The following is a 23,855-nucleotide window of genomic DNA, read 5'->3' as shown; positions in this document are numbered from 1 at the left end:
TTCACCTCGAGAATTCGACGGTACTTGAGACGGTACTCGCCCACTCGCGGCATAATCAACGACTTTTTCGCCTGACGAACGTTATCGGCGGGGCGTCTCGGGAGCCTCCAGGACCGCGAACGACCAGCCCGGGATCAGTACTGCGGACTCGGTGCGGTTGACCACCGGTTCGTCCCACCAGAGCAGCGGTTTCCCGCCGACCGGCACGGTGACGGGATCGGGTCCGAGATTGCACGCCACCCGCAGCGCACCGCGGTGTACGACGAGCCATTTCTCGTCCTCGTCGTACGTCACGTGCACGTGCTCGAGCCAGGGATCGGTGAGCTCAGCGCGGTTCCGCCGCAGCGCGATGAGCGCGCGGTAGCACTCCAGCAGCCGGGCGTGCCCGTTCTCGTCGCGTTCGTCCCAGCGCAGCTTCGAGCCGGTGAAGGTCTCCGGAGCCTGCGGGTCGGGTACGTCGGCGGCGTCCCAGCCGTGTTCGGCGAACTCGCGCCGGCGACCCTCGACCACGGCCGCGGCGAGTTCCGGTTCGGGATGCGACGTGAAGTACCGGAAGGGTGTGCTCGCACCCCACTCCTCGCCCATGAACAACATCGGCGTGAACGGGGACGTGAGCACGAGCGCAGCCTTGAGGGCGAGCTGACCGGCTTCGAGATAGGCACCCGGCCGGTCGCCGAGCGCCCGGTTGCCGACCTGATCGTGCGTGCAGGTGTAGGCGACCAGACCGCTCGCCGGTGTGCGCCGGGTGTCGAGCGGGCGCCCGTGGACCCGGCCGCGGAAGCTCGAATACGTCCCGGCGTGGAAGAAGCCGTGCCCGAGCGTGTACGCGAGGCAGTCCAGGGAACCGAAGTCGCCGTAGTAACCCTGCCGTTCACCGGACACCGCCGCGTGGATCGCGTGGTGGACGTCGTCGGCCCACTGCGCGTGCAGTCCGTATCCACCGCCGGGACGGGGAGTGATCAGCTTCGGATCGTTGAGGTCCGATTCGGCGATCAACGACAGGGGACGACCGAGATGGGCGGACAGGCGGAACGTCTCGACCGACAGTTCCTCGAGGAGGTGTGTGGCGGTGTGGTCGATCAGCGCGTGCACGGCGTCGAGCCGGAGGGCGTCGATGTGGAACTCGCGGAACCAGCGCAGCGCATTGTCGAGGATGTACCTGCGCACCTCCCCGGATCCGGGACCGTCGAGGTTGATGTTGTCGCCCCAGATTCCCGGCGCCGCGGAGAGATAGGGGCCGAAGCGCCCCAGATAGTTCCCCGACGGACCGAGATGGTTGTAGACGACGTCGAGTGCCACTGCCAGTCCGCGCGCGTGGGCGGCGTCGACGAAACGCTGCAGGGCGTCGGGGCCGCCGTAGGGTTCGTGCACCGCGTACCAGAGCACGCCGTCGTAGCCCCATCCGTGGGTGCCGTTGAACGCGTTGAGCGGCATGAGTTCGACGAACTCGACACCGAGATCCACGAGTTCGTCGAGACGGTCGATCGCCGAGTCGAGCGTGCCCTCGGGGGTGAAGGTCCCGACGTGCATCTCGTAGACGATGCTTCCCGTCAGTTGTCGGCCGGTCCAGCCGCGGTCGGTCCACTTCGTCTCGTCGAGCGCGTGAAGCTGCGACGGCTCGTGCACGCCCTCCGGCTGACGCGGAGATCGCGGGTCGGGAAGGACCGTCCCGGTGTCGTCGTCGAGCACGAAACCGTATCGGGTGTCGGGAGCGACGTCGACGGTGGTGCGCCACCAGCCGCCGTCGTCGCGTTGCATGTCGTGGAGCCGTCCGTCGGCGAACAGCCGGACGGACGACGGGACCGGAGCCCAGACCTCGAAGGTGTGCACTCGACCAGCATGCCGTGTCGACGGCGTCGGTGCAGGGGATGGCGCCGACCGGCGTCCCACCCCGCCGCGCGTCAATTTTGTTGCAGCTGCAATGCACTCGATACTGGGGGAGTGAACCCGAATCCCGAGCGAGCCCGCCGACGGTACACCTCACCGTTGCGGGAGGAAGCGGCCCGCCGAACCCGCGAGACGATCCGCGACGCCGCAGCGCGGCTGTTCGTTCGCGACGGCTACGTCAGCACCACCGTCAAGAACATCGCGGACGAAGCGGGTGTGGCGGTGCGGACGGTGTTCACCGCCTTCCCCGGCGGCAAGGCGGAGATCTTCCGCGAGGCGCTCGATCACGCGGTGACCGGCGACGGCGATCCGCGCGCGGTCGCGGCGGCGGATCCGGAACCGTCCCACGTCAGCGGCGCGGTCTCGCACGTCGACCTCGTGGTCGAGCAGGTGGTCCGCTACGGCACCGCGATGCTCGAACGCGCGGGCGGGCTGCTCATGACCTCCGTGGAATCATCGGGGGCGGACCCCGACATGCGTCGTTTCGCCGCGGACGACGCGAAGGCGACGGCCGAGAACGCCCGCACCCTCGCGGAAGGACTCGAACACGCCGGCTGGCTGCGCGAGGACGTCACCGTCGAGCACGCGGCCGATGTCCTGTTCACCCTGAGTTCCCCGCAGGTGCACGCGTTGCTGAGACGGGATCGCGGATGGGACGTCGACCAGTACCGTCAGTGGCTCTCGGGGACGCTGCGCGCGACGCTGTTGCGGCGAACGGCGCCGTGACGGAGTCGGTTCAGTCGTCACCGCGGTCGTCGAGGTAGAGCCACTCGCCGTCCTCCCGCACGAACCGGCTGTGCTCGCGCATCGAATCGGGCACCCCGTCCGCCGTCCAGTGCGCGCGGAAGTCCACCGTGCCGGTGGTGTGCAGGAATCCGCCTCCGGTGGTGTGCAACACCTCGAGACCGGTCCAGCGCTGACCGGGGTCGAACTCGATCGAGCGCGGACGCGTGGACGGGTGCCAGGTACGCAGCAGGTGCGCCGCATCGCGCGTCGCGAATGCCGTGTACCGCGAACGCATCAGCCGTTCGGCGGTGGGCGCGCTCGCACCGGCCAGCAGCGGCCCGCAGCATTCGGACAGGGGAACGCCGCGACCGCACGGGCACGGGGAGTCCGGGCGGGTGTCGGTGCTGCGGTCGGCTCTGCTCATGGCCACAGTGTCCCCCGAGGGGCTCGGTCGGCCGACCGCGGGGCGGTGACTGTGGGAGCGGACGATCACCGAGTGCGAATGATGTTCTCGGACCGCGCGCTCCGGAGCGCTCCATGATGCAGAATGCCGAACATGAATGCGCAGCGCTATGTCGGGGTCGTGGGGCCGGGTGAAGCCACGCCCGAACAGCGACGCCTCGCCCGCCAGGTCGGGGGACTCCTCGCCGGACGCCGGGCCGTCGTGGTCACCGGTGGTCTTGGTGGGGTGATGGCGGCAGCCTGCCGTGGCGCTGTGGAAGCCGGTGGGACGACCCTCGGCCTGCTGCCCGGAGACGACCGTGCCGAGGGCAATCCCTATCTGACGGTGGCCGTTCCCACGGGCCTCGGAGAGATGCGCAACGCGTTGCTCGTGCGCAGCAGCGACGCGTTGATCGCGGTGGGTGGAAGCTGGGGCACCATGAGCGAGATCGCGCTCGCCGTCCGCATCGGTGTGCCGGTCATCGCGATCGGAGGCTGGCGGATGCCCGCCGCGGGAGTGCTCGACGTCGAATCGCCCGCCGAGGCCGTCGAGTGCCTGCATGCACTGCTGTGGCGCAAGGACCCGGTATGAGCCGACCGTGGCACGACAGTAGGCAGTACCCAGCAGACATGACGATGCCCGCCGATCCGGATCGGCGGGCATCGTCTGTTGTGGGCTCCTGTGGAGCAGGCCCTACGAGCCGGAGTTGGCGAGCTCGTAACGGCGGCGGTACTCCTCCTTGGACGTCTCGCTGATGTCGACGTCGGTGGCGCGGGCGCGCAGGGCGCCGACGGTGGCCTCCTCACGCGGGATGTGCTTGAACGGATCCCAGCCGAAGAATTTCGCGGCGTTCGCGAAGGTGATCTTGTCGATCTCCTCGTCGGTGCACTCGCACGCGTCGAGTTCCTCTTTGAGCATCTCGGGGGAGTTCGGCCACGTCGAGTCGGAGTGCGGGTAGTCGCATTCCCACGCGATGGTGTCGACGCCGAGCCTGTGACGGTTGTTGAGCCCGCTCGGCTCGGTGATGTAGCAGGCGAGGAAGTTCTTGCGCCACACGTCCGTCGGGCTCGTCCCGGCCGGCAGGAAGCTGGTGCCGGTCCAGGACTGGTTGACGATGTGCCGGTCGAGACGGTCGAGCCACGGGGCGACCCAGCCGACCCCGCCTTCGCTCATCGCGACCTTCAGATCGGGGAACTTCTGGAAGGCGCCGCTGAGCATGATGTCGGTCGCCGCAATGGTGGAGATGAGCGGCGTGAGGATCATCATGTCGTCGATGTTGAAACCGGCCGGGCGCTTGACCAGGTTGATGCCGCCGCCGATGTGCAGGGACAGCACGATGTCGTGCTCGACGCACGCCTTGAAGATCGGGTCCCAGTGCCCGGACTTGAAATCGGGATAACCCTCACCGACGCCGTACGGCGTCTCCGGGATGCTGATCGACCGGCATCCCATGGCTGCGATCCGGTGAACCTCGGCAACGGATTCGTCCGCATCGAAGAAGGGGATGATGCCGATCGGTATGAACCGGCCCGGGTGTGCGTCCGGGACCTCACCGACGACCCAGTCGTTGAAAGCCCTGCACGCGGCGAGGGAGAGCTTCTTGTCGGGCAGGCTCGCCAGGTGGGTGCCGGCGAAGCCGGGGAAGGTGGCGAACAGTGTCGCGGCGAGGGTGCCGTTGGCGTCCATGTCGCGCACCCGCAGGTCCATGTCGTAGACGCCCGGCCGCATCTCGGCGTAGCCGGTCGGGTCCATGCCCCATTCGTGCTTGGGCCACGAGACGACCGCGTTGAGGCCGGAACTGCCGACAACGGTGCCCTGGAACTGCCAGGCCTGCACAGTGGGGTTGCGGGGATGGGCGGTGAGTTTGGGAGCCTGGTCCATCAGGCTCTTGGGGAAGTGCTTCTCGAAGATGTCCGCGGGTTCGACGACGTGGTCGTCGATGCTGATCATCACCATGTCTTCGGTTTTCATCGAATCCTCTCCCTGGGCTGCGCAAAGGTCCTGCCGGCGTCGGCGCTCGCGATGAGAACTAGATTTCCGTATTCGAGAACATAAATCAAGGATCGCTGCGTATCGGATGGATTCCGTAGGTGACGATCCCGAATCCACCCCTCGTCGGGATCGGATCCCGCTCGGAAATCGCGGCATTGTTGCATGATTCGCCGAAGACCGGAGCGGTGTCGGAACCTTCGATTGAGAGAATGTAATTCTCCATTTCGTGATCGACTGCGCCGAGGGTGATCGCATGTCCGGTTCGACGGGTGTGCCGGGGTGGTTCGACGATCGAAAATGACAAGAATGCTTGACATAAAATGACAAGCAGAGTTTACTTCTGATGTGACCGACACACCGAGGAGCAACCGGGTCCGCGAATTCCGCAAGAAAGCGGGACTCACCCAAGCCGCGCTCGGCGACGCGGTCGGCGTCAGCAGACAGAGCATCGTCTCGACGGAGAAGGGGGACTACGCGCCCAGCGTGTACCTCGCTCTGCGTCTCGCCCTCAGACTCGACAGCACGGTCGAGGAACTGTTCCCGCTCACCACCAAGGAGCCCTCATGACGGTCTTCGTGAAAACCGCGCGCTTCATCGGCGATCTGGACGACGAGTTCTACCGCGACGAACGTCAGCGAGACGTCTGGAACGAAGCATCGGCGGTGGGATTCCAGTTGTCCCTGTGGATCGCGCTGGTGGCGGCGGCGCTGCTCCCGTGGCTCGCCGGCCGCCCCGGGGCGTGGACGGCACTGGGCATCCTCGTGGCCTGGTTCGTCGTGTCGATCGTGACCCAGTTGTACGCGCGGCAACGCGACGTCGACCTGTACGCCACCGCGAAACTGTGGCGACCCCGCAGTGCCGCCGCCGCCGCGCTCTATCTCGTCGGCGTCGCCGGCATCTTCCTCCGCCTGCGTTACGAAAGCCATCCTTTCGAGAACGACGCCGCGACCTGGGCGGGGCGCGTCGTCGGCGCGGCGGTCGCCATCGTCCTCGCAGGACTGGTTCTCGCCTGGAGCCGGCGACGCACCCAGCGGCGACTCGACGCGGAAGAAGCGCTCGACGCGCTCGAGGACTAACGCGCGCGGACCAGCGCCGCGACCGGCAGGGAGTCGAGCAGATCGGCGACCCGCACCCGACCGGTGAAGGAGCGTCCGGTCAGGGCATCCGACCAGTCGCCGTCCGGCAGGTCGACGGTGGTGTCCTTCCACCCCGAGCGCGACAGCGCCACGGTGCGGCGGGAGGCCACCGCGAGTACGTCGAGGTCGTCCGGCGCCGGACCGCGGCCGAATGCGAGCAGGTGCTCGGCGGCCGGTCCGGTGGCGAGGACCGGAACGTACGCCCCGCCGACGAAGCTCGCCGGTCGTTCGCGGCGCAACCGGAGCGCGGTGCGCACGATCGTGAACTTCGCCGGCGCCGAATCGGGGTCGTCGAGCAGCCGCCGTCGGGCGTCGAAATCCACCGGTCGCCGGTTGTCCGGGTCGACGAGCGAGTCGTCCCACAGTTCGGTGCCCTGATAGACGTCGGGGACGCCGGGGCCGAGCAGTTGCAACAGTTTCTGGCCGCACGAGACGGCAGCGACGTGCGGTTCGACCTCGGTGACGAATCCGGTGAGCTCACCCGCGACCGGACCGTCGAAGACCGCGTCCAGCCACCGGTCCACCGCGGTCTCGAATTCCTCGTCGACCTCGGTCCACGTGGTTCGGGTTCCGTTCTCCCGCAGCGCCTTCTGCGCGTAGGCATGTACCCGTTCGCGCAGCTCGTCGGTCACCACTCCGTCGAGCGGCCAGACTCCGAACAGGGTCTGCCACAGGAACAATCCGATCGCCGGATCCGGTGCGGGCGCCGACTCGTTCCACGACCCGAGCCGACGGGACCACTCGTCGGCGACCTGCGAGAGCACGCCGATCCGCGCCCGGACGTCCTCGCTGCGTTTGGTGTCGTGGGTCGACAGGGTGGTCATCGCCCGCGGCCAGTGCCGTGCTCGCTGGGTCCACGCGAGGTGGAATTCGGCCGGGGTGGCCGAGAAACGGCCGGGTTGCCCGCCCACCTCCTGCAGCGAGATCAGCCGCGCCGCCCGGTAAAACAGGCAGTCCTCGACCGCCTTGGCCGTCGCGGCACCGCACACCTGGCCGAAGCGGGCCGCGGCCTCACCACCGAGGGCCATCGCCCGGGCGAACACCGCGAGCGCGGGATCGAGCGCGGGCTGCGTCCGCGCGAGGTCGCCGACGATGCGCGGCACCAGGGTCGCGAGCGGCGCGTAGTCGGCGCGGTAGACGGGAAGCTGTGCGGCGACGGCGATCACGGCCTCGCGCAGCGCCGCGTCGTCGCACCCGGTGTCGCCGGTCTCGCGTCGGATCGCCCGCACGAGGCGGCGCACCTCGGGTGCGAGCCCGCTGCCGAGCACCGACCGTTTGAGGTCGTGTTCGCGGGCGTGCAGCCACGGCGCGTCGCCTTCGGCGCCGGTGAACCTGCGCGACAGGGCGTTCAGCTCCGTCTCGCCGGCCGGATCGACGAACACCGTCGACAGTTCGCCGAGTGCGTCGTATCCGGTGGTGCCGTCCACCGGCAGCGTCGCATCCAGCGGTTCGGCGTCGCCGAGGATCTTCTCGATCACGAGCCACCGATCGGGGCCGATCACCTCGCGCAGGCGCGCGAGATAGCCGGCCGGATCGGCGAGACCGTCCGGATGGTCGACGCGGATCCCGTCGACCAGATCGTCGGCGATCCACGACGCGACCTGCTCGTGCGTCGCGTCGAACACCGCGGGATCCTCCACCCGCACCGCGGCGAGATCGTCGACGGTGAAGAAGCGGCGGTATCCGATCAACCCCGAGTTCCACGCCACGAGCCGGTAGGCCTGCCGCGCGTGGACCTCCTCACCGGTGCCCTCGTCGGTCCCGGGAGCGATCGGGAATCGCTTGTCGTAGTAGGCGAGCATCGGCTCGTCGCCGGAGCGGTCGACGGTCAGTTCCTGCACGGCGTCGTCCGATCCGAGCACCGGCAGAGCGATCCGGCCGTCCACACCGTTGTCATCGGCGAGGTCGAGATCGAAGAACGACGCGTAGCGGGATCCGGAGCCGTGCTTCAGGACGTCCCACCACCACGCGTTCTGGCGTGGATCGGCCACCCCGACATGGTTGGGGACGATATCGACGACCAGCCCCATGCCCCGTGCGCGTGCCTCCCGCGACAGCCGTTCCAGGCCCTCGCGTCCCCCGAGCGACTCGGAGACCGTACCGGGGTCGACCACGTCGTATCCGTGGGTGGAGCCGATCGTCGCGCTGAGGACGGGGGAGAGGTAGACGTGCGAGACACCCAGGGCGTCGAGATAGTCGAGCAGGGCGACGGCGTCGGCGAAGGTGCACTCGTCGCCGCGCATCTGGAGTCGGTAGGTGGACAACACCGGCGCAGTATTCCCCGCGCCGGTGCCGCTCACACCTGCCGACTCCGCACCTCCGGTGGTCACCGGGTCTTCCGGAGCACCAGCACCGAGCGGGCCTGCACCCGGACCGGCTTACCGGCGACGACGATCTCCTCGCGCAGACCGTCGGGAACGTCGGTGTCGAGCGCGACCGTCCACTCCTCGGCGTGTGGGCCGTCGGGGGTGACGAACTCGATCGGTTCGTGATGGGCGTTGAAGCACATCAGGAACGAGTCGTCGACGACGCGCTGTCCCCGCTGATCGGGTTCGGGGATGCCCTCGCCGTTGAGGAAGACCGCGAGCGACTTGCCGAAACCGCTGTCCCAGTCCTCGGGCATCATCTCGTCGCCGGCCGGTGTGCGCCACGCGATGTCGCGGGACTGATCGCCGCTGCGGATCGGCCGGCCCTCGAAGAACCTGCGACGCCGGAAGACCGGATGGTCGGTGCGCAGCGCGATCACGTTGCGGGTGAACGCGACCAGGTCGGCGTTGGACTCGGCGAGCGACCAGTCCACCCACGACAGTTCGTTGTCCTGGCAGTACACGTTGTTGTTGCCCTGCTGGGTGCGACCGAACTCGTCGCCGTGGGCGAGCATCGGAGTGCCCTGCGACAGGATCAGCGTCGCGAGCATGTTGCGCTGCTGGCGCCCGCGCAGCGCGAGGACCTCGGGATCGTCCGTGGGACCTTCCACCCCACAGTTCCACGACCGGTTGTGCGACTCGCCGTCGCGATTGTCCTCGCCGTTGGCCTCGTTGTGCTTCTCGTTGTACGACACCAGATCCGCGAGGGTGAACCCGTCGTGGGCGGTGACGAAGTTGACCGACGCGCCGGGACGGCGGCCGGTGTCCTCGTACAGATCCGACGAGCCGGTCAGGCGCGACGCGAACTCGCCGAGGGTGGCCGGTTCGCCGCGCCAGTAGTCGCGGACCGTGTCGCGGTACTTGCCGTTCCACTCCGTCCACTGACCGGGGAAGTTGCCCACCTGGTAGCCGCCCTCACCGACGTCCCACGGCTCGGCGATGAGCTTGACCTGCGAGACCACCGGATCCTGCTGGACGAGATCGAAGAAGGCCGACAGCCGGTCGACGTCGTGCAGCTCGCGCGCCAGGGTCGACGCGAGATCGAACCGGAAGCCGTCGACGTGCATCTCGGTCACCCAGTAGCGCAGCGAGTCCATGATCAGCTGCAGGGTGTGCGGGTGACGGGCATTGAGGCTGTTGCCCGTTCCCGTGTAGTCCATGTAGTAGGCCTTGTCGTCGTCGACGAGGCGGTAGTAGGCGGCGTTGTCGATGCCGCGGAAGCAGATGGTGGGACCGAGATGGTTCCCCTCGGCGGTGTGGTTGTAGACCACGTCGAGGATCACCTCGATGCCCGCCTCGTGGAAGGCCCGCACCATCGCCTTGAACTCGGCGACCACGGCGCTCGGCTTGGTCGACGACGAGTACTCGGCGTGCGGCGCGAAGAACCCGAAGGTGTTGTACCCCCAGTAGTTCCGCAGTCCCTGGTCGATCAGCACCTGGTCGTGCATGAACTGGTGCACGGGCATCAGTTCGATCGCGGTGACGCCGAGATCGAGGAGATGGTCGATGATCGCCGGGTGCGCGAGACCGGCGTAGGTGCCCCGCATGTGTTCGGGGACGTCCGGATGCGTCGCCGTCATGCCCTTGACGTGGGCCTCGTAGATGACCGTCTCGTTGTAGGGGCGACGGGGATGGCGATCCGTCGCCCAATCGAAGAACGGGTTGATCACCACGGTCGTCATGGTGTGCCCCAGCGAATCCAGGCCGGGCAACTCCGCGGCGGCGTCGGAGGTCTGCCCCGTCGCGATCGCCTCGGGCTCGGCATCGTCGGTGGACGCGGCGTCGCCGGTGTCGGTGTCCTCGGTGCCGGCGGTGTCGTCCGTGTTCTCGTCCGCGGCGCTGTCGGCCTCGGGCTCGGCGCCGGGCAGCGGGTACGAGAACAGCGACGGGTCGCCGTCGAACGACCCGTCGAACGCCTTCCCGTACGGGTCGAGGAGCAGCTTGCTCGGATCGCACCGGTGACCGTTCTCCGGATCGAACGGACCGTGCACGCGGTAACCGTAACGCTGACCGGGGGAGACCGTCGGAAGGTAGGCGTGCCAGACGTAACCGTCCACCTCCTCGAGCGGGATGCGGGTCTCGCTCCCGTCGCGGGAGATGAGGCACAGCTCGACCTTCTCGGCGATTTCGGAGAACAGTGCGAAATTCGTGCCCGCCCCGTCGTAGGTCGCGCCGAGGGGATACGGGGATCCCGGCCATACTTCCAGGGTCTCGGGCATCTCGTCGCTAGCGCTCGCTTCGATGGGCTCCATGCACGCCAACAGTAGTCTTCCGGCGCTCGCGGCACCGGATGAGCGCGTCACCACCAACCGGTGGCGGGACCGAGTTGTCGGCCGAGCTCGGGCGTCAGCGTCCGGACGTAGGTCGTGGTGAGGTGGTTCTCGTCACGGTAGATGAGGATGTTTCCCTCCACCGCCCGGCACAGATCCTGCCGGCAGAACTTGTCGGACAGGTCGAGCAGCGACACGGTGGGCAGGTGCGCGGATGCGGCGACGGCCGGGTCGATCGGGTCCAGCGCCTCCTCGCGCGGCACCCCGCACGTTTCCGCGGTGCCGCCCCCCGCGAGGCAGTCCGCGGCCCGATAGGCGAGATCGCCGCGGAACAACCACGGGTTGTCGCGGATCGCCACCACCGGGATGCCGTAGTCGGCGAGCGTCTCCCACAGATCGACGTACCAGAACGGAACGAAGTCGCCCGGTCCCTCGCCCTGGTCCTTGGTGCGCGTCGACGTGGTGAACACGTAGTCGGGCGGATCTGCGCGCAGTTCCGCGAGCACGGCGGTCGACCACGTGTCGCACTCGACCGTCGGGGACTCCTCGACGAGCGGGGCGAGGGGATCGGAGAGCGGGCACCCGACCTTGAGATAGGTGTCGAGGCGGAAACCGTGTTCGATGCCGAGCGCGTCGAGCGCGGCGAGCCAGTGCTCCGAGTGCGACCCCCCGACGATCACCATGCGTCGCGTCGCGAGCGGGTCGCCGTAGGTACAGGTCAACGGTGTGCGATTGGTGTGCTGGGCGATGCAGTTGTCGAGCGTCGCGGGAGGCAGGTCGCGATGGGCGACGAGCAGCGGCGGTTGCACCGGTTGCGCCTCGGTGGAGACGGCGGGATCGAACACCGCAGCGCCGGGATACAGCTCCGTCGGCAGAGCGGTGACGCCTTCGAGGGCCTCCGTCGAACGGTCGACGTGGGTGTGCCAGAGGTTCGCGGCCCCGACGAGAGCGACGGCCAGGACCGTCACGAGACCCACGAGCGCGGTGCGGGACGGCCGAGGGGGTTCGACGCGGCGGATGGGGTCCTCGAACCACCGGGTCGACGCCTCGGCGAGCAGCAGCGACAGGGCGATCACGACGAGTCCGCCCACCAGGCCGACGGACGGGTGCCCGCGCACGATCAGGTAACCGATGAGGATCGGCCAGTGCCACAGGTACAGCGCGTAGGCGATCGCCCCGAGGCGCACCATGGGCGCGGATGCCAACAGTCGCGCCGACGGCGTGTCGTGCTCGGCGCCGGAGTCCGAACCAGGGCCGGAGCCGGAGCGGATGCCCGCGACGACGAGCGCCATCGCCGCCCCGACGGGGACGAGTGCCCACGGCCCGGGGAAGAGGGCGTTGCCGTCTAGGACGAAGCCGCACGCGAGCAGCACCGCGAGTCCGAGCGCACCGAGCACGATCCGCAGCGCGCGCGGAACCCGCAACCACGGCGACAGGCACATCAGCAGTCCGCCGAGGGTCAGCTCCCAGGCACGGGCGGCACTGTCGTAGTACAGCCACGACTGCGGCCGGTCGGCGAGCACCGCGTACGCCAGCGACGCCGCGGTGAGGACGGCCAGCAGCACCGTCAGGGGCAGGCGGACCGGCACCGACATCCGGCGCAGTAGCCACGCGGAGCCGAACACCACCACGAGCGCCGCGATGTAGAACTGGCCCTGCACGGCGATCGACCACAGGTGCTGGAGCGGGCTGACCATCGGATCCGCGGCCAGATAGTCGCTCGCCGTGCGGGCGAGGTACCAGTTCTGGAAGAAGAGCAGTGACGCCCCGGTCTGGTCGGCCACGTCGAGCCACCGCGTGAACGGCCGCAGCACCACCGTGGCGGCCGCGACGGCGGTGAGCACGACGACGAGCGGAGGCAGCAGACGACGGCCGATCCGCCGCAGGACGGGACGCGGATCGAGCGGGGCCGAGGAGTCGGCCGTCCTCAGGAGCGTGCCCACGAAGAAGAAGCCGGAGAGCGCCAGGAAGACGTCGACACCACCGGAGACGCGACCGAACCAGACGTGGAAGATCACCACGAGCGCGATCGCGAGACCGCGCAGTCCGTCGATGTCGGCACGGCGCGCGGGGCGCGTGCCTGTCGTCCGCGCACCACTCTCGAGTTCCGGTCCCGAGGTGTGGACGGACATGTGACGGATACCCCCGGTGTCTTACGTGTGCGGCTGTGCTGCGAACCGGGCGACGAGCGCACCGGCCGATTGCCGTGAGCGTCGTTCACGGCAACTCGGGCAGACTACGCGGCTGCAGGCGGCGACTTCCAACCGCCTACAGTCTGGGCGTGGGCAACTCTCCTCTCCCGGTCGAGCGGATCCGCACCCTCGACGCTCGGCACCTCTGGCACCCCTACGGCGCGTTTCCAGCGACCACCGAATCGTTGGTGGTCGACCGTGCCCACGGTACCCGGATCGTCCTCGCCGACGGTCGTGAGCTGGTCGACGGCATGAGTTCGTGGTGGGCCGCGGTGCACGGATACGGGCATCCCGTCCTCGACGCGGCGGTCCGCGATCAGTTGGACCGGATGAGCCACGTGATGTTCGGAGGCCTCACGCACGAGCCGGCCGCGCGTCTCGCGGAACTGCTCGTCGACATCACCCCCGACGGTCTCGACACGGTCTTCCTCGCCGACTCGGGTTCGGTGTCGGTGGAGGTGGCCGTGAAGATGGCGGTGCAGTACCAGCGTGCCGTCGGTAGACCGGGACGGCGTCGCCTGCTCACCTGGCGCGGCGGCTACCACGGCGACACCTTCGCCCCGATGAGCGTGTGCGACCCGGAGGGCGGCATGCACGCGCTGTGGACCGACATGCTCGCGCGACAGGTCTTCGCCCCCGCCCCACCGGCCCGTTTCGATCCCGACTACGTCGCGCAGCTCGAAGCGGTCCTGCTCGAGCACGTCGACGAGCTCGCCGCGATCGTCGTCGAGCCGGTCGTCCAGGGTGCCGGCGGCATGCGCTTCCACGACCCGCGGTATCTACGCGAGCTGCGCAGGATGTGCGACGAGCACGGACTGGTACTGATCTTCGACGAGATCGCGACAGGTTTCGGGCGCACCGGCGAACTCTTCGCCGCCGACCACGCGCAGGTGAGCCCGGACGTGATGTGCGTGGGCAAGGCACTCACCGGCGGATACATGACCCTCGCGGCGACACTGTGCACGCGGGCCGTCGCCGAGGCGATCAGCGCGGGGGAGGGCGGCGGTGTGATGCACGGCCCGACCTTCATGGGCAACCCGCTCGCATGCGCCGTCGCCGTCGCGGCGGTCGAACTGCTGCTCTCCCGCGACTGGCGAGCCGAGGTGGCGGCCGTGAACGCGGGACTGACGGAGGGACTCGCGCCGGCACGCGAGTTGCCGGGGGTCGCGGACGTCCGCATCCTCGGAGGCATCGGCGTGATCGAACTCACCGATCCGGTGGACATGCGCGCGACGACCGACGCCGCCGTGGCGGCCGGGGTGTGGCTGCGGCCGTTCCGCAATCTCGTCTACGCGATGCCGCCCTACATCTGCTCGGCCGACGATCTCGCGGCGATCACCTCGGGGATGATCGCCGCCGTCGGCGCGAACACCCGGTGACCGAAGGGGTCAGCGGACGGCGGTGAGGAACTCCGCGATCGCGTCGGCCACCGCCGTCGGGGTGGTGACGTGCGCGAAGTGCTCGTGCCCCGCGAACTCGACCAGCCGGGTGTCGGGCATGACGGCCCGCAGGGCCTCGGTGGCCACGACGTGGTGCTGCGCGGTCCGCGAGCCCTGCAGGAACAGGGTCGGGGTCGTGACCGAGGCGTACCCCGTGACGTCCGGCCCGTGACCGTCGATGACGCGCAGTTCGCGCACCCAGGTGGGTGCCAGTTCGGCCATCCGGGACCAGATCGGGGTTCCGCGTAGCCGATCGACCCCCGCGGCGGGGACGCGGAGGATGTCGATCATGGCGATGGTGAGCGCGCGGTCGAGGTCCCCGGCGTCCACTGCTGCCGCATACGGTGCGAGGGCGGCTCCGGCGAGCGGCCCGGCGACCGGCACCGGCGGTTCGTAGAGGACGAGTCCGGGCACGTCGACTCCCGAGGCGACCGCCGCGAGGGCGCACAGTGCGCCGTAGGAGTGCCCGACGAGCGAGGCGTCCGGTCCGGCGGCGTCGAGAACCGCGGCGATGTCGGCGATCTCGGTGTCGATCGAGTACGCGTCGGCGTCGCCGCTGAGCCCGCGCCCGCGCCGGTCCACGAGATGGACGGTGAAGCGGTCCGCCAGGACGGAGGCCACGCGCGACCATTCGTCCCCGGTCGCGATGCTGCCGTGCACGACGACGAGACCCGGTCCCTGCCCGAGCCTGCGGAATCCGATCGTCGTTCCGTCCCGGGACTCGATGTGGACGACCACGTCACCTGCCTTTCGTCGGGGTCTGCCGGACCGTCCGAGCCTACGACCCGAGTCGACCGACATGGCGACTTGAACGGTGTTCAAGTATGGTCACCGCTCATGACCGCACATCCCGCCCTGGCGTGGCTCGACGACACCGCGGCGGCGCGACGCGCAGCGGGTCTGCACCGCGACCCCGTCGTCCGCACCCCCGGCTCGACCGTCGTCGACCTCGCCTCCAACGACTATCTCGGCCTGACCGGCCATCCCGAGGTCCTCGCGGGAGCCACCGCTGCCCTGCGGCGATGGGGAGCCGGCGCCACCGGATCGCGGCTGGTCACCGGTACCACCGCCGAACACGAACTCCTCGAACGCGAACTCGCCGACTTCGTCGGGGCCGACAGCGGCCTGGTGTTCTCGAGCGGATACGCCGCGAACCTCGGTGCCGTCGCCGCCCTGGGTGGCAAGGACGCACTGATCGTCTCGGACGCCGGCGGTCACGCCTCGCTCGTCGATGCGTGCCGGCTGTCCCGCTCGAGGATCGTCGTCACCCCGCACAACGACGTCGACGCGGTCGCGCACGCCCTCGCGACCCGCGCCGAAGCCCGCGCGCTCGTCCTGACCGACTCGGTGTTCAGCACCGACGGCGACCTCGCGCCGCTGCGGGAACTGCATCGCGTCTGCCGAGCGCACGGCGCGTTGCTCCTCGTCGACGAGGCCCACGGAGTGGGGGTCCGCGGCGCGGGGGGCCGCGGACTCGTCCACGAAGTGGGTCTCGCCGGCGCGCCCGATGTGGTCGTCACCGCGACGCTGTCGAAATCCCTTGCCTCCCAGGGCGGAGCCGTCCTCGCCGACGGGCGTGTACGGGAACATCTCGTGGACACCGCCCGCACCTTCATCTTCGACACCGGACTCGCCCCGGCCGCCGTCGGTGCCGCCCGGGGTGCGTTGAAGGTGCTGCGCGCCGAACCCGCCCGTGCCGCTGCAGTGCTCGAGCAGGCCGCGCACCTCGCTCGTCTCACGGGCGTCGAGGTGCCGCCGTCCGCTGTGGTGTCGGTGATCCTCGGCGACCCGCACGTCGCCGCCGACGCCGCGGCGAAGTGCCGCGACCGCGGCGTGCACGTCGGCTGCTTCCGGCCGCCCTCGGTTCCGGCCGGTACCTCGCGGCTGCGCCTGACGGCACGCGCGAACCTCACCGACGACGAACGCGCCCTCGTCGACGAGGTGCTCACCGACGTCCTCGCGGGAGCCCGGGCGTGAGCATCCTCGTCGTCACCGGCACGTCGACCGATGTGGGCAAGACCGTCGCGACCGCGGCACTCGCCGCGAACGCCGTGGCCGCGGGACTGCGGGTCGCGGTGTGCAAACCCGCCCAGACGGGCGTGAGGGACGACGGGCCGGGCGACCTGCAGGAGATCCGGCGACTGGCCGGGGACCGTGTCCGGCTCGTCGAACTCGCGCGGTATCCCGATCCGCTCGCACCCGACACCGCCGCGCGGCGCAGCGGACGCCCGCTGCTCACCCTCGAGGAGATCGTCGACACCGTCCGGGTGCTCGACGCCGAGTACGACCTCACTTTGGTCGAAGGTGCGGGAGGTCTGCTCGTCCGGCTCGGTGCGGGCGGCTTCACCCTCGCCGACGTCGCGGCCGCGCTCGGAGCGCCGGCGGTGATCGTCGCCGCCGCGGGACTGGGCACGCTCAACCACACCGCGCTCACCGTGGCCGCGCTCCGCTCTTCAGGGGTCGAGTGTCCGGGGGTGATCATCGGATCCTGGCCTACTGCACCGGATCTGGCGGAACGGTGCAATCTCGACGACCTTCCCGACGTCACAGGCGTCCCCGTCGTGGGCAGGATCCCGGCCGGCAGCGGCGCTCTCGACGCTCGCGTCTTCGCCACCCGTGCCTCTCGGTGGTCGGATCTGCCGCTCCCGACGAAACGGCGTGCGGGCGGAACTTCCGCTGTACTGTGATGGATGCCACACTGCAACTGGCCTGTTCCCATCGTGTCGGCCGGCGCGACATGCCGATACCCGCTACGGAAGGGACATGTCGACCGCTCGGCCCGGAGGTACTGATGTCCATCAGCGAATTGCAGGAACTTCAGCGCACCGCCGCCCACCTGCGCCAATGCCTCGGATCCCTACGATCGCGCTACGGGGACGCAGCCCCGGTGAAGAGGCTGTCGAACGACGTCGAACGTCTCGACATCGACATACGCGACTTCGCCGAACATCCTCCGCGCGAGGTCGTCAACAGTCTCGGTGAACGCATCCCGATTCCCGATACGCCGTACGACGACTCGTTGTTCCGCGGAACGGATACGGACGACGAAGGTCTCGGCGGGCTGCACGGCTCGCGGTGAGCACCTCCGAGGCGACGCCGGCGGCGCGCGGTGAGCCGGCCACCGGCGTCCGCTCCGAGGGCCGCGCACGGATCACCGCGCGGACGCTGCGGATCGACCGCTGGTGGCAGACACCCGCACTCACCGTCCTCGGTCTCGGTGTGTTCGTGGTGTACGCGACGATCCGCTCGTTCGTGCGCAGCGCCTACTACGTCGAGGACTACCACTACCTGACGCCGTTCTACTCGCCGTGCGTGAGCGCGTCCTGCGTGGACGGCGCCCGCCATTTCGGCACGTGGGTCGGCGAACTCCCGATGTGGATCCCGCTCGCCTTCCTGTCGCTGCCGTTCCTCCTCGGCTTCCGGCTGACCTGCTATTACTACCGCAAGGCCTACTACCGATCGTTCTGGTTGTCGCCGCCGGCGTGCGCGGTCGCCGAACCGCACCGGCACTACACCGGCGAGACGCGGTTCCCGCTGATCCTGCAGAACTCGCACCGCTACTTCTTCTACGCCGGTTTCGTGGTGTCGCTGATCAACACCTACGACGTCATCCTGTCCTTCCACAGCCCGAGCGGATTCGGCATCGGACTCGGCAACCTGATCCTGCTCATCAACGTCGTGCTGCTCTGGGGTTACACGCTGTCGTGCCACTCGTGCCGGCACGTCACCGGCGGGCGCCTGCGGCACTTCTCGAAACACCCCGTGCGCTACCGGATCTGGACGTTCGTCTCGAAACTCAACGCCAGGCACATGCAGTTCGCGTGGATCACGCTGGGGACCCTGATCCTCACGGATTTCTACATCATGCTCGTGGCGAGCGACACCATCGCCGATCTGCGGTTCATCGGCTGACGCGCACGGCACGACACCGGCCGCACCGGAGGAGGGGGAACACGGATGGTGGATGTCGAACGGCACAAGGTCGACGTCGTCGTGATCGGAGCAGGCGGCGCCGGGCTGCGCGCGGTGATCGAGGCGCGGCAGCGCGGCTTCTCCGTCGCCGTGGTGTGCAAGTCCCTGTTCGGCAAGGCCCACACCGTGATGGCCGAAGGCGGATGCGCCGCCGCGATGGGCAACGCCAACCCCCGCGACTCCTGGCAGGTGCACTTCCAGGACACGATGCGTGGCGGCAAGTTCCTCAACAACTGGCGGATGGCCGAACTGCACGCCCGCGAGGCCCCCGACCGCGTGTGGGAGCTGGAGACCTACGGAGCACTGTTCGACCGCACCCCCGACGGACGGATCAGCCAGCGCAACTTCGGCGGCCACACCTATCCGCGACTTGCGCACGTCGGTGATCGCACCGGACTCGAACTCATCCGCACGATGCAGCAGAAGATCGTGTCGCTGCAGCAGGAGGACCACGCCCAGCACGGGGACTACGAGGCCAGGGTGCGGGTCTTCGCCGAATGCACCATCACCGAACTGCTGAAGGATGCGGAGGGACGCATCGCCGGCGCATTCGGATACTGGCGCGAGACCGGACGATTCGTGCTGTTCGAGGCGCCCGCGGTCGTCATCGCCACCGGCGGTATCGGCAAGTCGTGGAAGGTCACGTCGAACTCGTGGGAGTACACGGGCGACGGGCACGCCCTCGCCCTGCGCGCCGGCGCCACCCTCATCAACATGGAGTTCGTCCAGTTCCACCCGACGGGGATGATCTGGCCGCCGAGTGTGAAGGGCATCCTCGTCACCGAGGGTGTGCGCGGCGACGGCGGAGTGCTGAAGAACTCCGAGGGGGAACGATTCATGTTCTCCTACATCCCGCCGGTGTTCAAAGGCCAGTACGCGGAGACCGAGGAGGAGGCCGACCGCTGGTACGAGGACCAGGAGAACAATCGCCGCACACCCGACCTGCTCCCGCGCGACGAGGTCGCCCGCGCCATCAACTCCGAGGTCAAGGAGGGTCGGGGCACCCCGCACGGCGGAGTCTTCCTCGACATCGCCTCGCGGATGCCGGCCTCCGAGATCATGCGCCGCCTGCCGTCGATGCACCACCAGTTCAAGGAACTCGCCGACGTCGACATCACCGCCGAGGCCATGGAGGTCGGCCCGACCTGCCACTACGTGATGGGCGGCATCGAAGTCGATCCCGACACCGGCGCCGCCGCGGTCCCGGGACTGTTCGCCGCCGGGGAATGTTCCGGTGGGATGCACGGATCGAACCGGCTGGGCGGGAACTCGCTGTCCGATCTGCTGGTCTTCGGTCGCCGGGCCGGTCTCGGCGCCGCCGACTACGTGCAGGCCCTCACCTCGCGCCCGACCGTCGCCGAGACCGACATCGACACCGCCGCCCGCGCGGCACTCTCGCCGTTCGACCCGGCCGATGCCGACCGCGCCGAGAACCCGTACACCCTGCACACCGATCTGCAGCAGGTCATGCAGGATCTCGTGGGCATCATCCGCCGCGCGGACGAGATCGAACGCGCCCTGCGCGAACTCGACACGCTGCGCACCCGGATCCGCAACGTCGCGGTGGAGGGACACCGCCAGTTCAACCCGGGCTGGCATCTCGCCCTGGACCTGCGGAACATGCTCCTCGTGTGCGAGTGCGTCGCGCGGGCGGCATTGCAGCGCACCGAGAGCCGCGGGGGACACACCCGCGACGACCATCCGTCGATGGACCCCGAATGGCGTCGCACCCTGCTCGCCTGTCGCCTGGACGGCGGCGACCCGTTCGTCCCCGACGTGACGGTCACCGCCGAACAGCAGCAACCGATGCGCCCCGACCTGCTGGAGCTGTTCGACATCGACGAACTCGGGAAGTACTACACCGACGAGGAACTCGCGGACCATCCCGGACGGAGGGGTTGAGATGGGCTACCAGGCGGCGTTCAGGATCTGGCGGGGCGACGCCGACGGCGGGGAACTGCGGGACTACACCGTCGAGGTCAACGAGGGCGAGGTCGTCCTCGACATCCTGCACCGCCTGCAGGCCACCCAGGCACCGGATCTCGCCGTGCGCTGGAACTGCAAGGCGGGCAAGTGCGGATCGTGTTCGGCGGAGGTCGACGGCCGCCCGCGCCTGACGTGCATGACCCGCATGTCGCTGTTCGATCTCGACGCGACGATCACCGTGACCCCGATGCGCACCTTCCCGATCATCCGCGATCTCGTCACCGACGTCTCGTTCAACTACCGGAAGGCACGCGAGATACCGGCCTTCGCGCCGCCTCCCGATCTGGCGCCGGGGGAGTACCGGATGCAGCAGGTCGATGTGCAGCGCTCCCAGGAGTTCCGCAAGTGCATCGAATGCTATCTGTGCCAGAACGTCTGCCACGTGGTGCGCGACCACGAGGAGAACAAGGAGGCCTTCGCCGGTCCCCGCTATCTCATGCGCATCGCGGAACTCGAGATGCACCCGCTCGACGTCGCCGACCGGCGCGACGTCGCGCAGGACGAGCACGGCCTGGGCATGTGCAATATCACCAAGTGCTGCACCGAGGTGTGCCCGGAGAACATCCACATCACCGACAACGCGCTGATCCCGATGAAGGAACGCGTCGCCGGCCGCCGCTACGACCCGATCGTCTGGCTCGGCAACAAGCTGTTCCGGCGCTGAGCAAAAAGCAGGGACCGGACCGGACGCAGGAACCGGCTCAGTTCACGCGTTCGGCCACCAGCGGAACCAGCTCGTCGAGCGCGAACGGAACCGACAGCACCGAGTTCGTCGAGAACGCCGCAGAGATATCGGAATCGCTGTCGAGCACGAGGAACCGGCCGTCGCGCACCGCCGGGATCTGCTGGAAGACGGGGTTGTCGGTCACCTCGGCGGCCGGCACGTAGATCGGCAGCACGATCAGCAGGTCGGCATCGAGCATGTTCAGGTTCTCGTCGGAGACGGTGATGAAGAAATCGTCCGTCGCCGCGGCCTGCACCTGCGGATTGTTCACGAAGCCGAGCTCGGTCATGAAGTCGACGCGCGAGTCGCCGACGACGTAGGCGCCCCACCCCTCCGACGTGTAGGAGGCGACGGTGACGGTCTTGCCCGCGAACTCCGAGTTGTCGGCGGCGGCCTGCTCGAAGTCCGCATCGATCTGCGACAGCAGCTCGGCGCCCTTGTCCGGGACATCGAGAGCCGTTGCCACGGAGGTCACCTGGTCGTCGAGCGACGTCAGATAGGCGTCGCTGCCTTCCGGTCCGGCGACGGTGGGGGCGATCCCCGACAGCGTCTCGTAGCGGGCCGGCTCACCGGAACTCTTGGTGTCGAGGATCAGATCGGGCTCCTGCGCCGCGAGCATCTCGAAGGACGGCTCGATCGTGCCGATGAGCTCCGGCGGCGAGTCGTACAGCCCCTGCGCCCACGGCCCCACGCCGTCGCCGCCGAAGGCGAGCCAGTCGCTCGCCGCCACCGGCTGAACGCCGAGGGCCAGTGCAGTTTCGGCGTCGCCCCAGCCCAGAGCCGCGACGCGTTCGGGGGCGGATTCGATGGTGACCTCCCCGAACTTCGTGTCGACGGTGACGGGGAAGGCGCCGTCGGCCGGCGCCGAACCGGAGTCGGACTCCGTGTCGGACGACCCGCACGCGGTCAGCGCGATCGCGGTGGCCGTGAACAGAGCGGCGGAACGGAGCAACGCAGCGGATCGGCGTGTCATGACGGGCCTCGAGTCTGTCGATCAACAAGTGAGGCGATCCTAACCCGGTGGGTGACCGAAGGTGAAAACCCGCCGGAAACCGCGCAGGGCAGCCGCTCGAGCGCGCACTATGTGTCCGTGACCCCACCTGACGACGGTCGGCCGGCACGCGCGAAGCCGGTGCTGGCCTCGCTGATCCTCGTCGCCGCCGTGGCGAACCTGAACCTCGCCGTCGCGAACGTGGCACTGCCCGAGATCGGGAAGGCGTTCGACGCGAGCCAGACCCAGCTCAACCTCGTCGCCGTGGGTTATTCCGTCGGCCTCGCCGCGTCGGTGCTCTACCTCGGTGCCGTCGGCGACCGTTACGGACGCAAGACGATGCTGCTGCTCGGCATGGCGTTGTCGGTTCCGGCCTCGGCGGTCGCCGGGTTCGCGCCGAGCACCGAGGTGCTGTTCGCGGCGCGGGTGCTCGGCGGTGTCTCCGCCGGTCTGGCGTTCCCCACCACCTTGGCCCTGATCACCGCACTGTGGTCGGGCGCAGCCCGCACGCGCGCGATCGCATTGTGGTCGTCGATCGGCGGTGGCCTGACCGCGCTCGGCCCGCTCGTCGCCGGCACCCTGCTCGAACAGTTCTTCTGGGGTTCGGTCTTCCTGGTGACGATCCCGCTCGCGCTGATCGCTTTCGCCCTGACCTGGATGTTCGTGCCGAGCCACGTCAACGAGTCGACCGATCCGGTCGATCATCTCGGCGGCGTGGTCTCGATCGTGTTGGTCGGCTCGCTCGTCCTCGGCATCAACTTCGTGCCCGTCGACGGGATGGAGACCATCGCGGTGTCCGCTCTCGTGATCGCTCTCGTCGCGGTGGTCCTCTTCGTCATGCGCCAGCTGCGCGCGGCGAATCCCCTGTTCGACCTGCGGGTCGCCCGGCGTCGCGTGTTCTGGGTCGCGGCCGTTGCGGGCATCATCGTGTTCGGCACCCTGATGGGCACGATGTACATCAGTCAGCAGTACCTGCAGAACGTGCTCGGTTACTCGACGCTCGCGGCCGGATCGGCGGCGCTGCCCGCAGCATTCGTGATGGTGCTGGTGGCGCCGCAATCGGCGAAACTCGTCGGGTCGCGCGGCTCCCGCTTCACGCTGCTGTCCGGTTACGTGGCGATCGTGGCCGGGCTCGTCGTCGCACTGATGCTGTGGGATGAGGACGCGCACTACTGGGTGGTCGCCCTGAGCTTCGTGTGCCTCGGAGCCGGTGTCGGTCTCGCCGGTACCCCGGCCTCGCATTCGCTCACCGGCTCGGTGCCGGTCGCCCGTGCCGGGATGGCCTCCGGCACGGCCGATCTGCAACGCGATCTCGGTGGCGCGATCGTCCAGTCGATCCTCGGCGCACTTCTCACGGCCGGGTACTCGGCCTCGCTCGCCGCGACGATCGCGGCGAGTCCGCAGGCCGCGGCGGTCGACGAGCAGACCGAGACCGCACTGGAGAAGTCGTTCGCCGGTGCGGTCGGGATCGCCGAACACTATCCGCAGTACGCACCGCAGATCATCGAGGCCGCCCGGTCGGCCTTCCTCGACGGCGACACCCGCGCCTACACGGCCGCGATTGCGATCGTGCTGGTCGGAGCGGCCCTGGTGGCCTTCGTGTTCCCGTCCCGCGCCACCGAGATCGCGCTGCTCGAGCGGTACGCCGAGGAGGACGGCGACGTCACGGTCGGCTCCCCTGGGGAACCGGCCCACTGAACCCCGGATCGCCGCACCGTCATCGCCACCCCGT

20 protein-coding genes are annotated in these 23,855 nt (G+C 68.9%); 12 read left to right on the top strand and 8 right to left on the bottom strand.

Annotation, left to right across the window (positions count from 1 at the left end; translation table 11 throughout):
- Positions 1-81: 81 nt before the first annotated feature.
- On the bottom strand, positions 82-1,830 hold the full coding sequence (gene treZ, locus C6Y44_RS15290) for a malto-oligosyltrehalose trehalohydrolase (RefSeq protein WP_159418060.1): 1,749 nt from the start codon (positions 1,828-1,830) through the stop codon (positions 82-84).
- Between the two features lie 111 nt (positions 1,831-1,941).
- Here treZ and C6Y44_RS15285 point away from each other — a divergent pair, with 111 nt between their 5' ends.
- Entirely contained in the window at positions 1,942-2,613 is a 672-nt protein-coding gene (locus C6Y44_RS15285; RefSeq protein WP_016695722.1) for a TetR/AcrR family transcriptional regulator, read from the top strand.
- A gap of 10 nt (positions 2,614-2,623) precedes the next feature.
- Here C6Y44_RS15285 and C6Y44_RS15280 read toward each other — a convergent pair whose 3' ends face one another.
- Positions 2,624-3,037, bottom strand: a complete 414-nt coding sequence (locus C6Y44_RS15280; protein WP_159418061.1) for a YchJ family protein — start codon at positions 3,035-3,037, stop codon at positions 2,624-2,626.
- A 123-nt stretch (positions 3,038-3,160) separates the two neighbouring features.
- Here C6Y44_RS15280 and C6Y44_RS15275 point away from each other — a divergent pair, with 123 nt between their 5' ends.
- Positions 3,161-3,646 (top strand): TIGR00725 family protein, encoded by a 486-nt coding sequence (locus tag C6Y44_RS15275; protein ID WP_060652834.1) that lies wholly within the window; start codon positions 3,161-3,163, stop codon positions 3,644-3,646.
- 102 nt (positions 3,647-3,748) lie between these two features.
- On the opposite strand, the gene C6Y44_RS15270 is transcribed toward C6Y44_RS15275, so the two are convergent.
- Entirely contained in the window at positions 3,749-5,026 is a 1,278-nt protein-coding gene (locus C6Y44_RS15270) for an amidohydrolase family protein (RefSeq protein WP_159418062.1), read from the bottom strand.
- A 366-nt stretch (positions 5,027-5,392) separates the two neighbouring features.
- On the opposite strand from C6Y44_RS15270, the gene C6Y44_RS15265 reads away from it, so the two are divergent.
- Together C6Y44_RS15265 and C6Y44_RS15260 are read left to right on the top strand one after the other, a co-directional pair.
- Positions 5,393-5,614 (top strand): helix-turn-helix transcriptional regulator, encoded by a 222-nt coding sequence (locus tag C6Y44_RS15265; RefSeq protein ID WP_120283190.1) that lies wholly within the window; start codon positions 5,393-5,395, stop codon positions 5,612-5,614.
- A complete protein-coding gene (locus tag C6Y44_RS15260) occupies positions 5,611-6,123 on the top strand; it encodes a DUF2029 domain-containing protein (RefSeq protein ID WP_120283188.1) in 513 nt (170 codons plus the stop codon). The genes C6Y44_RS15265 and C6Y44_RS15260 overlap by 4 nt, the downstream gene beginning before the upstream one ends.
- Here the strand turns inward: C6Y44_RS15260 and treY are convergent.
- Genes treY through C6Y44_RS15245 form a run of 3 tightly spaced genes read right to left on the bottom strand, consistent with a single transcriptional unit; the run spans position 6,120 to position 12,951 of the window.
- Positions 6,120-8,483, bottom strand: coding sequence for a malto-oligosyltrehalose synthase (gene treY / locus C6Y44_RS15255; protein ID WP_404817801.1), 2,364 nt, complete (start codon positions 8,481-8,483; stop codon positions 6,120-6,122). The genes C6Y44_RS15260 and treY overlap by 4 nt on opposite strands.
- Before the next feature lie 26 nt (positions 8,484-8,509).
- Positions 8,510-10,801 carry a glycogen debranching protein GlgX gene (gene glgX / locus C6Y44_RS15250; RefSeq protein ID WP_159418064.1) on the bottom strand — a complete coding sequence of 764 codons (2,292 nt, stop codon included), beginning with the start codon at positions 10,799-10,801 and terminating at the stop codon, positions 8,510-8,512.
- Between the two features lie 47 nt (positions 10,802-10,848).
- Positions 10,849-12,951 carry an acyltransferase family protein gene (locus C6Y44_RS15245; protein WP_159418065.1) on the bottom strand — a complete coding sequence of 701 codons (2,103 nt, stop codon included), beginning with the start codon at positions 12,949-12,951 and terminating at the stop codon, positions 10,849-10,851.
- 149 nt (positions 12,952-13,100) lie between these two features.
- On the opposite strand from C6Y44_RS15245, the gene C6Y44_RS15240 reads away from it, so the two are divergent.
- Positions 13,101-14,390: an adenosylmethionine--8-amino-7-oxononanoate transaminase gene (locus C6Y44_RS15240; RefSeq protein WP_159418066.1), complete on the top strand. Its 1,290-nt coding sequence runs from the start codon at positions 13,101-13,103 to the stop codon at positions 14,388-14,390.
- 9 nt (positions 14,391-14,399) lie between these two features.
- On the opposite strand, the gene C6Y44_RS15235 is transcribed toward C6Y44_RS15240, so the two are convergent.
- Positions 14,400-15,188, bottom strand: coding sequence for an alpha/beta fold hydrolase (locus tag C6Y44_RS15235; RefSeq protein ID WP_159418067.1), 789 nt, complete (start codon positions 15,186-15,188; stop codon positions 14,400-14,402).
- Positions 15,189-15,287: 99 nt separating this feature from the next.
- Between C6Y44_RS15235 and C6Y44_RS15230 the strand changes: the two genes are divergently transcribed.
- From C6Y44_RS15230 to C6Y44_RS15205, 6 genes are all read left to right on the top strand, one after another.
- Positions 15,288-16,427 carry an 8-amino-7-oxononanoate synthase gene (locus tag C6Y44_RS15230; RefSeq protein ID WP_159418068.1) on the top strand — a complete coding sequence of 380 codons (1,140 nt, stop codon included), beginning with the start codon at positions 15,288-15,290 and terminating at the stop codon, positions 16,425-16,427.
- Entirely contained in the window at positions 16,424-17,137 is a 714-nt protein-coding gene (gene bioD / locus C6Y44_RS15225) for a dethiobiotin synthase (RefSeq protein ID WP_159418069.1), read from the top strand. The genes C6Y44_RS15230 and bioD overlap by 4 nt, the downstream gene beginning before the upstream one ends.
- Before the next feature lie 104 nt (positions 17,138-17,241).
- Positions 17,242-17,529 carry a hypothetical protein gene (locus C6Y44_RS15220; protein WP_016694393.1) on the top strand — a complete coding sequence of 96 codons (288 nt, stop codon included), beginning with the start codon at positions 17,242-17,244 and terminating at the stop codon, positions 17,527-17,529.
- Positions 17,526-18,362, top strand: coding sequence for a hypothetical protein (locus C6Y44_RS15215; protein WP_088898448.1), 837 nt, complete (start codon positions 17,526-17,528; stop codon positions 18,360-18,362). The genes C6Y44_RS15220 and C6Y44_RS15215 overlap by 4 nt, the downstream gene beginning before the upstream one ends.
- A gap of 45 nt (positions 18,363-18,407) precedes the next feature.
- Positions 18,408-20,324, top strand: a complete 1,917-nt coding sequence (locus C6Y44_RS15210; RefSeq protein ID WP_159418070.1) for a fumarate reductase/succinate dehydrogenase flavoprotein subunit — start codon at positions 18,408-18,410, stop codon at positions 20,322-20,324.
- Position 20,325: 1 nt separating this feature from the next.
- Entirely contained in the window at positions 20,326-21,072 is a 747-nt protein-coding gene (locus C6Y44_RS15205; protein ID WP_159418071.1) for a succinate dehydrogenase/fumarate reductase iron-sulfur subunit, read from the top strand.
- 37 nt (positions 21,073-21,109) lie between these two features.
- Here the strand turns inward: C6Y44_RS15205 and C6Y44_RS15200 are convergent, their stop codons facing one another.
- On the bottom strand, positions 21,110-22,105 hold the full coding sequence (locus C6Y44_RS15200; RefSeq protein WP_192378485.1) for an iron-siderophore ABC transporter substrate-binding protein: 996 nt from the start codon (positions 22,103-22,105) through the stop codon (positions 21,110-21,112).
- 111 nt (positions 22,106-22,216) lie between these two features.
- On the opposite strand from C6Y44_RS15200, the gene C6Y44_RS15195 reads away from it, so the two are divergent.
- A complete protein-coding gene (locus tag C6Y44_RS15195; protein ID WP_174247135.1) occupies positions 22,217-23,821 on the top strand; it encodes an MFS transporter in 1,605 nt (534 codons plus the stop codon).
- Positions 23,822-23,855 lie beyond the last annotated feature (34 nt).

It is taken from the genome of Rhodococcus rhodochrous (genome assembly GCF_014854695.1).
GTDB lineage: Bacteria > Actinomycetota > Actinomycetes > Mycobacteriales > Mycobacteriaceae > Rhodococcus.
Note: the sequence above shows the minus strand (reverse complement) of the source record. Positions and strands in the feature narration are given on the sequence as shown.

Bases quoted from the DNA above. Each gene is read 5' to 3' on its own strand.
- C6Y44_RS15205 (WP_159418071.1), top strand. From the start codon at position 20,326: ATGGGCTACCAGGCGGCGTTCAGGATCTGGCGGGGCGACGCCGACGGC.
- C6Y44_RS15260 (WP_120283188.1), top strand. From the start codon at position 5,611: ATGACGGTCTTCGTGAAAACCGCGCGCTTCATCGGCGATCTGGACGAC.
- C6Y44_RS15220 (WP_016694393.1), top strand. From the start codon at position 17,242: ATGTCCATCAGCGAATTGCAGGAACTTCAGCGCACCGCCGCCCACCTG.
- C6Y44_RS15270 (WP_159418062.1), bottom strand. From the start codon at position 5,026: ATGAAAACCGAAGACATGGTGATGATCAGCATCGACGACCACGTCGTC.
- C6Y44_RS15200 (WP_192378485.1), bottom strand. From the start codon at position 22,105: ATGACACGCCGATCCGCTGCGTTGCTCCGTTCCGCCGCTCTGTTCACG.
- C6Y44_RS15275 (WP_060652834.1), top strand. From the start codon at position 3,161: ATGCCGAACATGAATGCGCAGCGCTATGTCGGGGTCGTGGGGCCGGGT.
- C6Y44_RS15210 (WP_159418070.1), top strand. From the start codon at position 18,408: ATGGTGGATGTCGAACGGCACAAGGTCGACGTCGTCGTGATCGGAGCA.
- glgX (WP_159418064.1), bottom strand. From the start codon at position 10,801: ATGGAGCCCATCGAAGCGAGCGCTAGCGACGAGATGCCCGAGACCCTG.
- C6Y44_RS15280 (WP_159418061.1), bottom strand. From the start codon at position 3,037: ATGAGCAGAGCCGACCGCAGCACCGACACCCGCCCGGACTCCCCGTGC.
- C6Y44_RS15245 (WP_159418065.1), bottom strand. From the start codon at position 12,951: ATGTCCGTCCACACCTCGGGACCGGAACTCGAGAGTGGTGCGCGGACG.
- C6Y44_RS15230 (WP_159418068.1), top strand. From the start codon at position 15,288: ATGACCGCACATCCCGCCCTGGCGTGGCTCGACGACACCGCGGCGGCG.